This is a genomic window from Streptomyces griseocarneus (assembly GCF_014655595.1).
GTDB lineage: Bacteria > Actinomycetota > Actinomycetes > Streptomycetales > Streptomycetaceae > Streptomyces > Streptomyces griseocarneus.
In genome coordinates this window covers 340,219-352,825 of sequence record NZ_BNBL01000006.1, presented here as the reverse complement: position 1 = coordinate 352,825, position 12,607 = coordinate 340,219, and the positions used below count along the sequence as shown (strand labels likewise).

Genomic DNA, 12,607 nt, shown 5'->3' with positions numbered 1-12,607 from the left:
CCGGCAGGCCGTCCGCGCGCCCGCCGGCGCGCCCCGTACCGCCCTCTCACATCCGTCGCAGCTGCCACAGCCGCCAGATGCCCGTGCCGTCCGACAGATACTGCGCGCCGGAGATGGACTTCGTGCTCACCGCGTAGTCCTTCTTCTGCCACAGCGGCACCAGGGGGACGTCCTCGGCCACGATGCGCTGGATGGCGCGGAAGTCGGTGGAGACGCGCCCCCGGTCGTCGTTCTTCTGGGTGGCACGGATGAGCTTTTCGATGCGGGGGCTGGAGTAGCCGGTGTGCAGGGCGTTGCCCGCGCCCAGCAGTGGGGTGGTGAAGGTGTCCGGGTCGGGGAAGTCGGCCACCCAGCTGATCGTGTACGCGTCGTACGCGCCCCGGGCGTAGCCCTCCTGGAACTCCTTCCAGCCCACGCGGCGGGTGTCCACGCGGAAGAGTCCGGTGTCCTCGAGCTGCTTCTTCAGCAGCGCCGCCTCCTCGTCCGTGGCGACGCCCTGCGAGTAGGCGAGGCCGAAGCGCACCGGGACCGTCACCCCCGCCCGGGACAGCAGCCGGGCGGCGAGGTCCGTGTCGGGCTTCGGGTAGGCGTCGTAGAAGGACGTCGTGTGACCCGTGATGCCCTGGGGGATGAGGGAGTACAGCGGTTCCACCGTGCGCAGATGGACGTCCCTGGCCAGCGCGCTGCGGTCGACGACCGCAGCGATCGCCTGGCGCACCGCCTGTTCCTTCATCGGTGCGCCGTCGCGCAGGTTGAAGACGAGCGCGCGCATGTTGGCGGCCGTCGTCTCGCTGACGCGGAACGCCGTCTCCGAGGGCGAGAGCCCCGCCAGGTCGGCGGGCGGCAGCTGGCGGCCGACGACGTCCAGGGACCGGCGCTGCCAGGCCTGTGCCAGCCCGCCCGGGTCGGCGAAGTAACGCACCGTCACTTCCTGCCCGCGCCGCGGCATCGCCCCCTCGTAGCGCTTGTTGGGCTTCAGCGCGGCGCTCGCGCCCGCCGAGTAGGAGTCGAGGAGGTACGGGCCGGAGCCGTCGACGGCGTTGCCGGTGCGCAGCCGGTCCGCCGGATAGGACCGGTGGTCGACGATCGCGCCGCCACCGGTCGCGATCTTGAAGGGGAAGGTGGCGTCCGGCACCTTCAGCCGGAAGGTCACCGTGTCGCCGGCCGCCGAGGCGTCGACCGAGCGCAGCGTCTCCACCAGCGACTCCGGGCCCTGCGGGGACTTGATCCGCACGATGCGGTCGAAGGAGAACTTCACGTCGGCCGCCGTCAGCGGGTGCCCGTTGGCGAACTTCAGGCCGGGTCGCAGCTCGCAGACGTAGGTGCGTAAGTCGTCGCCCGAGAAGCCGCACCGCCGTGCCGCGTCCGGCACCGGGGTGCTGGAGCCTGGGGCGTAGGTCAGTAACGACTGGTAGATGTTGCTGTACAGCGCCCAGGAGCCCGCGTCGTAGGCGCCCGCCGGGTCGAGCGTGCTGACCGTGTCGGTCGTGCCGACGGTGATCGGTCTTTGGCCGGATCCACCCCCCTCCGTGATCCCACAGCCTCCGACGGCTGCCGTCAGCAGCGCCGCCAGACCTACCGCACCCACCCGAATTCGGACACCACGCATCGCCTGCGCCCCTCCCGCCCAGTGATGCGCATCACGGTAAACACACGAACGTGCGTACGTCCTGGGAATCGGCCAAGTGATCGCCGACCGGGACGCGGGAGGGGCCCGGACCGTCCGCTATGAGCTGCGCCGCAACGCCCTCACGCCACGCAACCCGATGATCCCGACGGCCGTCCCCAGAAGAAACGAGGTGATCGCGAGCAGCAGATGCACCCAGAAGTACGCGGTCGGGTCACCGGAGTCGTCGAAGGCGAGCCCGCTGCCGTCCTTCCAGAGGTTCTTGACGAAAGTGATCCAGATGAACCAGCTCCACACCCCGAAGGAGAGCAGGAACCAGGACACGGGACGGGAGAGGGTCGCGGGGGTTCGGGGCGCGGCTTCCCCGGAAGACTTCACCATGGGTTTCAGTATGCGTTTCACTTCTCGCACTGGTCCTATCGGGTCCTCGACGCGGGCCCGCCGTGAGGCGCCGTCTTCCGTTACGGGGCGTGGAGGTACGTTCACCAGCGTGCCGACGAAGACATCACCTCCGCCGCGTTCCGCCGCGCGGTACTCCGCGACGCGCCGCCGACGCTCCCGCACCGCCGTCACCACCGCCACCGCGCTGGCCGCCGGCGCCTCGCTGCTGCTCCCGCTGGCGGCCGCCGCCCCCGTTCTGGCCGCCCCCACGCCGAACCCGAGCTCCAGCGCGAGCCCTCCGGCCGACGGCAAGGGCAAGCCCCCCAAGCAGCCGCCTTCCAGGATGTCCACGGTGGGCGGCGAGCTGCTCGGCAGGCCCGGCACCCAGGTCCGGCCGGAACCGGGAGCGCCCGCGCTGCCGGAGGAGCTCAGCGGCGACTCCTGGCTCGTCGCCGACGCCGAGTCGGGCGAGATCCTGGCCGCCCGCAACGCCCACTGGCGGCTGCCCCCGGCCTCCACCCTGAAGATGCTCTTCGCCGACACCGTGCTGCCGAAACTGCCCAAGAACCAGCAGCACCGGGTGCGGCCCGCGGAGCTGGAGGGCATGGGCGAGGGCAGCAGCGCGGTGGGGATCAAGGAGGACTCGTCGTACTCCGTCCACGACATGTGGCTGGGGGTGTTCCTCCGTTCGGGCAACGACGCGGTGCACGTGCTGTCCTCGATGAACGGCGGCATCGCACAGACCGTCAAGGACATGCAGGCCCACGCCGAGGACCTCCAGGCCCTCGACACCCACGTCGTCACCCCCGACGGCTACGACGCCGACGGACAGGTCTCCAGCGCCTACGACCTGACGCTCTTCGCGCGCTCGGGCCTGCAGAAGGCGGACTTCCGCGAGTACTGCTCGACGGCCACCGCGCAGTTCCCGGGCGAGGAGAAGCCGGGCAAGAAGCGCGAGACGTTCCCCATCACCAACACCAACCGGCTGCTCACCGGTCAGGGCGTGCCCGCCTACAAGGGCATGGCGGGCGTGAAGAACGGTTCCACCACCAACGCCGGCAACACCTTCACCGGCGTCGCCCAGCACGACGGCCGCAAGCTCCTGGTGACGGTCATGAACCCCGACATCAAGGAGCCCAACCAGGTCTACAAGGAGACCGCGAAGCTGCTCGACTGGGGCTTCGAGGCGGCGGGCCACGTGAAGCCGGTCGGCATGCTCGTGACCCCCAAGGGCGGGGCCGACAAGCCGGGCGGGAGGACGGCCGGGCAGGGCGGGCAGAGCGCCCAGGCGTCGGTCGCCGGGAGCGGCGGCGACGGCATGTGGACGGCGGTCGGCCTCACGGGGGCTGCGCTGGCCGTGCTGGCGGTGGCGGGGTTCGTGGTCAACCGGCGGCATCCGCTGCCGGCGCGGGCCCGGCACCGGGCCCCGGCGGAGCCGCAGCCCCAGCCGGGGCAGGAGCCGGATGGCAAGCCTGGGGCCGGCGACAGCTGAGCCGTAGGGTGCGGGCCGGTGGTCGGTTTGTGCCCACCCGTTCCGCCCCAGCGGAACGACTGCCCACAAACCTGCTTACTGTTCGTCCGTTGCCGTCCAGGCGGCGCAGTAGAGGGTCAGTTTTGCCGTGAAGTTGATCCACAGCAGCAGGGCGATCGGCGTGCCGAAGGCGCCGTACATGCTTTTGGCCGCCACGCCCTGCAGGTAGCCGCTCAGCACGAGCTTGAGGACTTCGAAGCCGACCGCTCCTATCAGCGCGCCGACGACGAGGCGGCGGCGGCCGGGGTGGACGCCGGGCAGGCGGGACAGGACGAAGACCATCATCAGGAAGTCGGCGAAGACGGCGGCGCAGAAGCCCGCCACGGTCAGCAGGGCGCCGACCCCGCCGAGGCCGGCCTTGTCGACCACCCAGCCCGCCGCCGCCGACGCGAACGCCGAGCAGGCGGCCGAGAGCAGGAAGACCCCGCCCAGGCCCACCAGCAGGGCCGCGTCCTTGACCTTGAGGAGTATGGGGTTTCCGGGGTCCTCCTCCAGCTCCCACACCGCCCGCAGGCACTCGCGCAGCGAGCCCACCCAGCTGATGCCGGTGAACAGCAGCAGGGCGCCCGCGACGACACCGATGGTGCCGGCGTTGTCGGTGAGGCTGCTGACGTCGAGGCTGCTGGAGAGGCCGGGGGCCTGCTCGGCGATCCGCTGCTCCAGGTCACGCGTGCGCGCGTCGCTCAGCGTCGCGGCCGCGACCGCCGCGCCCAGGGTCAGCAGCGGGAAGAGCGCGACGAAGCTGGTGAAGGTGATCGCGGCGGCGAGCCGGGTCCACTTCACCCGGTCGAGGGTCTCGTACGAGCGCCACGCGTGCGTGCGCATGGCCTTCGTGAGCGGGGTGCCGATCAGGGGAAGCCGGGTCAGCCAGTCCATGATCGACTTTTACCATTCCCCGGGCGGGCGTACGCCTCACCCGGACGGGTGAAACGGAGTGATGGCGCGGCGTACGGGCGCGCTCAGCGGGAGGGCGCCGCCGGGTGCGCCTCGCCCGTCTGCCGTTCGCCCGTCTGCCGCTCGTCCGTCTGGCGCGGCACGCCTGGGGGTGGGTGTTCCCCGTCAGTCCGTCCGAAAGGGAAATCGCGCTCCAGCCGCCACACGCCGTCGGCGCCCTGCTCGTAGAGCGCGAAGCCGTTGATCGTCCAGGCCGCCTCGTAGTCCGCGAGCTCCTCGAAGGCCCGGTCCATGGCCTCCTCGGGGATGCCGTGGGCGATCGTGACGTGCGGGTGGTAGGGGAACTGCAGCTCCCTGGCCACCGGCCCGGAGGCGTCCCGCACCCGCTTCTGCAGCCAGGCGCAGGACGAGGAGCCCTCGACCACGTTGACGAAGACGACCGGCGACAGCGGCCGGAACGTACCCGTCCCGGACAGGCGCATCCGGAACGGCCGGCCTTCGGCAGCGACCTCGGCGAGGTGGTCCTCGATCGCGGGCAGCGACGAGGCGTCCACCTCGGTGGGCGGCAGCAGGGTGACATGCGTGGGAATGCCGTGGGCGTGCGGGTCGCCGAAGCTCTCGCGGCGCTTCTGGAGGAAGCTTCCGTACGGCTCCGGGACCGCGATCGAAACGCCGAGCGTTACGGTCCCCACTGCGTTCTCCCTCCTGTGCGCCTGTACGTCCCCGTGGTCAGTGTGACGGCTGGGCCGCGTCCACTGCCAGGTCACCTGGTCCTGCGCCGCCGGGATCACGGTCCCGACGTGCGCGGATGCGGCCGAACCGTATCCGGATGGCTCAGTGCTTCGCGGGCAGGAAGCCCAGCTTGTCGTAGACCTGGGCCAGCGTCTCGGCGGCGACGGCACGGGCCTTCTCCGCACCCTTGGCCAGGACCGCGTCGAGCGTCTCCGGGTCGTCGAGGTACTCCTGCGTACGGGCGCGGAAGGGGGTCACCCACTCCACCATGACCTCGGCCAGATCGGTCTTGAGCGCGCCGTAGCCCTTGCCCTCGTACTTCTGCTCGAGCTCGGCGATCGTGGTGCCGGTGAGCGTGGCGTAGATGGTGAGGAGGTTGCTGACGCCCGGCTTGTTCTCGGCGTCGAAGCGGACGACCGTGTCGGTGTCGGTGACCGCGCTCTTGATCTTCTTGGCGGAGACCTTGGGCTCGTCCAGGAGGTTGATCAGACCCTTGGCCGTGGCCGCCGACTTGCTCATCTTGGCGGTCGGGTCCTGCAGGTCGTAGATCTTCGCCGTCTCGCGGACGATGTGCGCGGCCGGCATGCGGAAGGTCGAGCCGAAGCGGCCGTTGAAGCGCTCGGCGAGGTCGCGGGTCAGCTCGATGTGCTGGCGCTGGTCCTCGCCCACCGGCACGGCGTCGGCCTGGTAGAGGAGGATGTCGGCCACCTGCAGGACCGGGTAGGTGAACAGGCCGACGGTGGTGCCCTCGGCGCCCTGCTTGGCGGACTTGTCCTTGAACTGCGTCATGCGGGAGGCCTCGCCGAAGCCGGTGAGGCAGTTCATCACCCAGCCGAGCTGGGCGTGCTCGGGCACGTGGCTCTGGATGAACAGGGTGCAGCGCTCCGGGTCGAGGCCCGCGGCCAGCAGCTGCGCGGCGGCGATGCGGGTGTTCGCCCGCAGCTCCTTCGGGTCCTGCGGGACCGTGATCGCGTGCAGGTCGACGACCATGTAGAAGGCGTCGTGGGTCTCCTGCAGGGCCACGTACTGACGGACGGCACCGAGGTAGTTCCCGAGGTGGAACGAGCCTGCGGTGGGCTGGATACCGGAGAGAGCGCGCGGACGATCAAGGGCCATGCCCACATTCTCTCAGGTGCTGCACCGGACTCGGTTCAGCGGTGCGCGGGCGGGTGTAGAAAGACGTCAGCAGCATGCCCCGAACCCCCTACTGCAGGAACGGAGCACACGTTGACAGCCACGGAACGCAGCATCGCCGCCGCCGAGGAGTACAGCGCGCACAACTACCACCCGCTCCCGGTCGTGGTCGCGACCGCCGAGGGCGCGTGGATGACCGATGTCGAGGGGCGCCGCTACCTCGACATGCTCGCCGGGTACTCGGCGCTGAACTTCGGCCACGGCAACCGCCGGCTGATCAACGCGGCCAAGCAGCAGCTCGACCGGGTGACCCTGACGTCGCGGGCCTTCCACCACGACCGGTTCGCGGAGTTCTGCTCGGAGCTCGCGAAGCTGTGCGGCATGGAGATGGTGCTGCCGATGAACACCGGCGCGGAGGCGATCGAGACGGCGGTGAAGACCGCCCGCAAGTGGGGCTACCGCGTCAAGGGCGTGCCGGACGGGCGCGCGAAGATCGTCGTCGCCGAGAACAACTTCCACGGCCGGACGACGACCATCATCAGCTTCTCGACGGACCCCGAGGCGCGGGCGGACTACGGCCCGTACACCCCCGGCTTCGAGATCGTCCCCTACGGCGACCTGGCGGCGCTGGAGGCGGCGGTCGACGAGGACACGGTGGCGGTGCTGCTCGAGCCCATCCAGGGCGAGGCGGGCGTGCTGGTGCCGCCGCCCGGCTACCTGGCGGGCGTACGGCGGCTGACGAGCGAGCGGAACGTCCTCTTCATCGCCGACGAGATCCAGTCCGGGCTGGGGCGCACGGGCCGGACGTTCGCCTGCGAGCACGAGGACGTGGTCCCGGACATGTACGTCCTGGGCAAGGCGCTGGGCGGCGGCGTGGTCCCGGTGTCGGCGGTCGTCTCCTCCCGCGCCGTCCTCGGCGTCCACCGGCCCGGCGAGCACGGCTCCACCTTCGGCGGGAACCCGCTGGCGTGCGCGGTGGCCCTGGAGGTCATCGCCATCCTGCGCTCCGGCGAGTACCAGGAGCGCGCGACCGAGCTGGGCGACCACCTCCACCGCGAGCTGGGCATCCTGACGGGCACCGGCGTCGTGACCGCCGTCCGCGGCCGCGGCCTGTGGGCGGGCGTCGACATCGCGCCGGAGGTCGGCACGGGCCGCGAGATCTCGGAACGGCTCATGGCACACGGGGTGCTGGTCAAGGACACCCACGGCTCCACCATCCGGATCGCCCCACCCCTGGTCATCTCCAAGGAGGACCTCAACTGGGGCCTGGACCGCCTGCGCGAGGTGCTGGGGACCGCGGGCGCGTGACGAGCAGGGTGCCGGACCTCTTGACGTGCCGGGTGACCGGCGTGGTCTCGGCACCCCGCACGCCGGGCAGTGCGCCGACGCGCGTGGCGAGGTAGTCGTACAGCGCGTCGGCGTCCCGGACGATGACGACCGCCATCATGTTGGCCGGCCCGGTGACGGCCGCGGCGTACGCGACTTCGGGGTGGCCGGCGAGGGCCTCGGCGACGGCGGTGAGCTCGGCGGGCGCGACGGTCAGCCACAGGATGGCCTCGTGGGTGAAGCCGTAGAGCGCCGGATCGATGTCGATCTCGAAGTACAGCACCCCGGCGGTGCGGAGTTCGTCGATCCGGCGGCGGACGGTGGACTCCGACCACCCCGTCGCGGCGGCCAGGTCACCGACGGCGGCGCGGCCGTCCTCGGCGAGGGCGGCAAAGAGGCGGTGGTCCGCGGCGGTGGGCACCACGCCGCGGGAGGGCGCGCCGGACGCCGGCCGTGCCAGCTCTTCGGACTGCCGTGCGTCGAGCGCGGCGGTACGGCCCGGCCAGCCGGACGTACCGGCGACCATGCGCAGGATGCAGTGGGCGGTCACACCGGTGATCCGGGGCGTCCTGGGCAGCCTGGACAGCAGCATGCTGCCCTGGGCGGACCCTCCCCGGGCCCGGGTGATGCAGGTGATCTCGGTGCCGCCGGAGGCGAGCCCCACCCATGAGGTGTCCGCCCGCTCGGCAAGCGCGGCCGCGATCTCGGCCGAGGCGCCGGGGGCGCACTGGATGCGTACGGCCCAGTCGACGAGGCCGAGGCTGTGGGACTCCGGCGTCCCGATGACGCGCAGGACCCCGCCGGCGCGGAGGCGGTGGTAACGGCGGGCGACCGTACGGTCGGAGACGCCGAGGACGGCGGCGATCCGGCTGAACGGGACGCGCCCGTCGATCTGGAGGGCGTGCACCAACTGCCGGTCGAGGAGGTCGAGATCGCGTATGACGGAATCCACCCGGAAGACGCTATCCGATGTCGCATTCCGTCAGGTCGGGGCCGGACGAGGACGGGGGACGACCGGTCCGGTGAGAGTCCTTGGCATGACGACTGCGAACACGCTCGACACGAACGCGAACACGCTCGGTATGAATGCGAACACCTTCGATACGCATGCGAACACGCTCGACCCCGTCGCGAAGACGGCTCTTCTCACCGCTGCCATGCGGGCGCGGGAGTCGGCGAGGGCGGACGCCCTCTTCCACGATCCGCTGGCCGCGACACTCGCGGGGCCCTCGGCCATGGCCATGCTCGAGACGGTCGGCGAGGTGGCGGCGATCCCGGTACGGACGCGGTTCTTCGACGAGGCGATCGGGGGTGCGGTGGGGGACGGGGGTCCTCGCCAGCTCGTGATCGTCGCGGCGGGAATGGACACGCGCGCGTACCGGCTGGGTCTGCCGGACGATGTGACGGTCTACGAACTGGACCGGCCGGAGCTGCTGGACCGCAAGGGACGGCTGTCGGCCGGGGTCGCGTCGCCGACCGGCCGCCGGGTGGCGGTGGGCGTCGACCTCGCGGCGGACGGCTGGGAGGAGGACCTGGCCGGCGCGGGGTTCAGGACCGACGCGCCGACGTGCTGGCTGGTGGAAGGGCTCACGCAGTATCTGCGGGAGCCGGACGTGCACGCCCTGTTCGACAGGATCTCGGCGCTCTCCGCGCCCGGCAGCCACCTGCTGACCGACTTCGTGGCCGCGGAGCTGCTCGCCGCCCCGGAGGCCCGGCCGATGCTGGACCGGATGGAGGAGTGGGGCTCGGCATGGCACTACGGGGCGGACGATCCCGAAGCGCTGCTCTCGGAGCGCGGCTGGAAGGCCGAGGTCCGGTCGTTCGCCGGGGTCGCGGAGGCGCTGGGGCGGCGCATGGAGGGCGGCCCCGGCATGTCGGGGTGGCTGGTGCACGCCCGCCGCTAGAGCGTCCGGTGCGCGCCCTCCGTCAGGGGATCACGTGGGGGACGATCAGAGGATCACGTGGGGGACGAAGCGCGCGTACACGTCCGTGATCGGGCCCGAGGACTCCCGGATGCCGAGCCCGGCCGACTCGTCGCCGACCACCCAGGCGCCCAGGACCACGTGGTTGCCGTCGAAGTCCGGCAGCTCGGCGAGCTCCTGGTAGCAGCAGGGCTCGTCGCGGACGACCGGTTCGGCACCGGGGGCGTGGAGGGTGACGCCTGCGCCCTCGCGGCCGAGCAGCGGCTTGGCGGCGTAGCCGTTCGTACGGGCCAGCTCGCGCGGGCCGTCGAGGTAGGCGGGGAGAAGGTTGGGGTGGTCGGGGAAGAGCTCCCAGAGGATGGCCAGCAGGGCCTTGTTGGAGAGCAGCATCTTCCACGCGGGCTCGATCCACAGGGTCGAGCCCGTGCCGCCGCCGTTGTCGAGGGTGTCCAGGGCCTGGGGGCCGAAGTCGTCGGTCGCCAGCCACTCCCAGGGGTAGAGCTTGAAGCAGGACCGGATGAAGCGGAGCTTCTTGTCGACGAAGCGTCCCGAGAGCCGGTCCCAGCCGATGTCCTCCATGGAGATGGCCTCGGTCGCGATGCCGGCCTGTTCGGCGGTCTCCTGGAGGTAGGCGACCGTCATCAGGTCCTCGCCCAGCTCGTCCCCGGCCGAGTGCGCGAAGTGCACGGGCGCGCCGGGCGGCAGGAGGGAGGCCTGGCGCTTCCAGGCGTCGACGAGCCGCTCGTGGAGAGAGTTCCACTGGTCGGCGTGCGGAACGTCGGCGAAACGTTCCTCCATCCAGAACCACTGCGGCCCGGCGGCCTCCACCAGGGAGGTGGGGGTATCGGCGTTGTACTCCAGCATCTTGGCCGGGCCGCCGCCGGGCCGGCCGTCGTACCGCAGGTCGAAGCGCCCGTAGAGGGAGGGCAGCTCCGCGCGGCGGCGCCAGGACTCGGCGACCAGGGCCTTGAGGTCCGGATCGGTGATGCCGAGGTCGGCGAACCGGTCGCGGGCGACGATGTGCTCGGCGGCCTCCAGGCACATGCCGTGCAGCTCCTCGACGACCTCCTCAAGCGCCTCGACCTCGGGCAGGGTGAAGGAGTAGTACGCGCTCTCGTCCCAGTAGGGACGCAGCGAGCCGTCGGGCTGGCGGGAGAGCGGGTAGATCAGCCCCTGCTCCTCGACGATGGCCTGCCAGCCGGGGCGGGGGGATATGCGGTGACGCTCCATGGCTCTGCGCTCAGCCGCCGCTCGAGCCGCCGTGGGAGGAGGACGACGAACAACCGAAGCCGCCCCGGTCGACGGCCTGGCTCTTGCTGAACGTGCCCCGGTCGGCGAATCCGCCGCTGCCCGAATTGGAGGAGCCGTAGTACCAGCGCGCGGAGGAGGAACCGCCGCTGCTGGATCCGGAGCTCGAGGAGGACGTGGTGCCGCTGCTCTTCTTGCACGCCTTGGAGTCGAGGACCTTGTATCCCCGGCTGACGTCGTAGCTGTTCGGGTCGACGCACCGCTTGTCCGGCTCCGAACCGCAGGCGGTGAGCGTGGCGGCGAGCGCGCCCATGCCGCCGAGTATCACCGTGCTGGAACGAAGTCGCCTTCGTGTCTTCTGTGCCATGTGTGGGACGCCCCCGTCGCGAATAAGTCCACACACCCTAAGCCGCGAGCCGGCGAGGACGGTTTCCGGCCGGTCCCGGCTCGGTCACAGGATTGTCAGAGCACGGTCACGGGGTTGCCAGGAACCCGGTCAAAGGGTTTCCAGGAGGCGGAATTGTCAGTGGTGCCCGGCATCATCGAGCCATGACCGAGTCTTTCACCGACAGCGCCCTGCACGACCTCGCCCGTGCCCACCTGCCCGCCGACGTCGCCGAGCGCTGGATCGACGGGCTGCGCCCGGCAGCCCGCCTGACGGCCGCCTCCGGTTCCGACCCGGTCGTCGGCCGCCTCGGGGGCCTGCCCCAGCTGCCGGACGACGTGGAGTGGCCGGTATGGGAGGGCCACGGCCCCCTCGCCTTCGTCGCCTCCCTGGACTGCGCCGCGCTGCCGTCCAGTGCCCTCGACATCGAGCTGCCCGCAGACGGCACGCTGAACTTCTTCTACTTCGACGGCCAGATCGACGACGGCGACGCCCTCGTCACCCCGGACGAACCGGAGACCATGGCAGGCGCGCGCATCATCTACGTCCCCGCCGGCACCCCGACCGCCGAACGAGCAATGCCGGAGGACTTGCTCGAGGGCCTGGTCGAGGAGCTGGAGGACGTCGAGGCCTACCGCGAGGTGCCGCTCACCGCCGCGATCGAGGCGACCGTCTCCGACTCCTACGACGACACGGCGTTCCCGCAGGAGTTCCGGGACGCGCTGTGGGACCTCGCGGGCAGCGCCTGCCACCGCGTGGGCGGCCACGCCACCGCCGTCCAGAACCCGGTGGACTACGAGATCGCCCACGCCGTCCTCGAAGGCAAGGTCGCCTGGCACGAACCCGCCATGGACGAGGAGGCCCGCCGCTGGACGCTGCTCGCCCAGTTCGACTCCGACCACCGCGCCGACATGATGTGGGGCGACACCGGCTGCCTCTACTGGCTCATACGCCCCGAGGACCTCGCCGAACGCCGCTTCGACCGCGCGATGTTCACCTGGCAGTGCTGCTGAGGCGCTGCCGCTGGGCCAGGTGGTCGAGGAACGTGGACCAGGCCCCGGCCGTGAAGAGCAGGGCGGGGCCCGAGGGGTTCTTGCTGTCACGGACGGGGACGAGGCCGTTGGGTATGTTGTCGGCGATTTCGAGGCAGTCCTCCTGCCCGGCGCTGTACGTCGCCTTCCGCCAAGTGGCGTTGCTCAGGTCGGCTCGCATGAGGCCAACTCCTCCGGTCGAGGTCAGGTGTTCGATGAACGCGGACCAGACCCCGGCCGGAAGGACCAGGGCCGGGCCCGAGGGGTTTTTACTGTCGCGGACGGGGACGAGGCCGCCGGGTATGTTGTCGGCGATTTCGAGGCAGTCGCCTCCCCCGCCATTGCTGTAAGTCGACTTCCGCCAGGTGGCATTGCTCAGGTTGACCCGCATGAGGC

General features: G+C 71.1%; 13 protein-coding genes. 4 read left to right on the top strand and 9 right to left on the bottom strand.

The window, feature by feature from the left end:
- Window positions 1-46: 46 nt before the first annotated feature.
- Window positions 47-1,609 (bottom strand): ABC transporter substrate-binding protein, encoded by a 1,563-nt coding sequence (locus tag IE295_RS18115; RefSeq protein ID WP_190064695.1) that lies wholly within the window; start codon window positions 1,607-1,609, stop codon window positions 47-49.
- 117 nt (window positions 1,610-1,726) lie between these two features.
- Window positions 1,727-2,008 carry an SCO4848 family membrane protein gene (locus IE295_RS33640; RefSeq protein ID WP_224323102.1) on the bottom strand — a complete coding sequence of 94 codons (282 nt, stop codon included), beginning with the start codon at window positions 2,006-2,008 and terminating at the stop codon, window positions 1,727-1,729.
- Between the two features lie 109 nt (window positions 2,009-2,117).
- Here IE295_RS33640 and IE295_RS18110 point away from each other — a divergent pair, with 109 nt between their 5' ends.
- Window positions 2,118-3,500 carry a D-alanyl-D-alanine carboxypeptidase family protein gene (locus IE295_RS18110; RefSeq protein ID WP_505016464.1) on the top strand — a complete coding sequence of 461 codons (1,383 nt, stop codon included), beginning with the start codon at window positions 2,118-2,120 and terminating at the stop codon, window positions 3,498-3,500.
- Between the two features lie 75 nt (window positions 3,501-3,575).
- Here the strand turns inward: IE295_RS18110 and IE295_RS18105 are convergent, their stop codons facing one another.
- The 3 genes from IE295_RS18105 to trpS all read right to left on the bottom strand — a co-directional run bounded on the left by IE295_RS18105 (window position 3,576) and on the right by trpS (window position 6,281).
- The gene (locus tag IE295_RS18105) at window positions 3,576-4,415 is read right to left on the bottom strand and encodes a YihY/virulence factor BrkB family protein (protein WP_190064694.1); all 840 of its coding nucleotides are present in this window, start codon (window positions 4,413-4,415) and stop codon (window positions 3,576-3,578) included.
- An 83-nt stretch (window positions 4,416-4,498) separates the two neighbouring features.
- A complete protein-coding gene (locus IE295_RS18100) occupies window positions 4,499-5,125 on the bottom strand; it encodes a 2'-5' RNA ligase family protein (RefSeq protein WP_190064693.1) in 627 nt (208 codons plus the stop codon).
- 142 nt (window positions 5,126-5,267) lie between these two features.
- Window positions 5,268-6,281 (bottom strand): tryptophan--tRNA ligase, encoded by a 1,014-nt coding sequence (gene trpS / locus IE295_RS18095; protein ID WP_190064692.1) that lies wholly within the window; start codon window positions 6,279-6,281, stop codon window positions 5,268-5,270.
- A 111-nt stretch (window positions 6,282-6,392) separates the two neighbouring features.
- On the opposite strand from trpS, the gene rocD reads away from it, so the two are divergent.
- Window positions 6,393-7,607: an ornithine--oxo-acid transaminase gene (gene rocD / locus IE295_RS18090; protein ID WP_190064691.1), complete on the top strand. Its 1,215-nt coding sequence runs from the start codon at window positions 6,393-6,395 to the stop codon at window positions 7,605-7,607.
- On the opposite strand, the gene IE295_RS18085 is transcribed toward rocD, so the two are convergent.
- A complete protein-coding gene (locus tag IE295_RS18085) occupies window positions 7,555-8,577 on the bottom strand; it encodes an Lrp/AsnC family transcriptional regulator (protein ID WP_190064690.1) in 1,023 nt (340 codons plus the stop codon). The genes rocD and IE295_RS18085 overlap by 53 nt on opposite strands.
- Before the next feature lie 85 nt (window positions 8,578-8,662).
- Here IE295_RS18085 and IE295_RS18080 point away from each other — a divergent pair, with 85 nt between their 5' ends.
- Window positions 8,663-9,529 (top strand): class I SAM-dependent methyltransferase, encoded by an 867-nt coding sequence (locus IE295_RS18080; protein ID WP_224323100.1) that lies wholly within the window; start codon window positions 8,663-8,665, stop codon window positions 9,527-9,529.
- A gap of 45 nt (window positions 9,530-9,574) precedes the next feature.
- Here the strand turns inward: IE295_RS18080 and IE295_RS18075 are convergent, their stop codons facing one another.
- The gene (locus IE295_RS18075; RefSeq protein ID WP_190064689.1) at window positions 9,575-10,777 is read right to left on the bottom strand and encodes a glutathionylspermidine synthase family protein; all 1,203 of its coding nucleotides are present in this window, start codon (window positions 10,775-10,777) and stop codon (window positions 9,575-9,577) included.
- 10 nt (window positions 10,778-10,787) lie between these two features.
- Window positions 10,788-11,162, bottom strand: a complete 375-nt coding sequence (locus tag IE295_RS18070) for a hypothetical protein (RefSeq protein WP_190064688.1) — start codon at window positions 11,160-11,162, stop codon at window positions 10,788-10,790.
- A gap of 182 nt (window positions 11,163-11,344) precedes the next feature.
- Between IE295_RS18070 and IE295_RS18065 the strand changes: the two genes are divergently transcribed.
- Complete coding sequence (locus IE295_RS18065) at window positions 11,345-12,193, top strand: YwqG family protein (RefSeq protein WP_190064687.1); 849 nt, start codon at window positions 11,345-11,347, stop codon at window positions 12,191-12,193.
- Here IE295_RS18065 and IE295_RS34670 read toward each other — a convergent pair.
- Window positions 12,174-12,602 carry a DUF397 domain-containing protein gene (locus IE295_RS34670; protein WP_190064686.1) on the bottom strand — a complete coding sequence of 143 codons (429 nt, stop codon included), beginning with the start codon at window positions 12,600-12,602 and terminating at the stop codon, window positions 12,174-12,176. The two genes, IE295_RS18065 and IE295_RS34670, sit on opposite strands and share 20 nt — an antisense overlap.
- Window positions 12,603-12,607 lie beyond the last annotated feature (5 nt).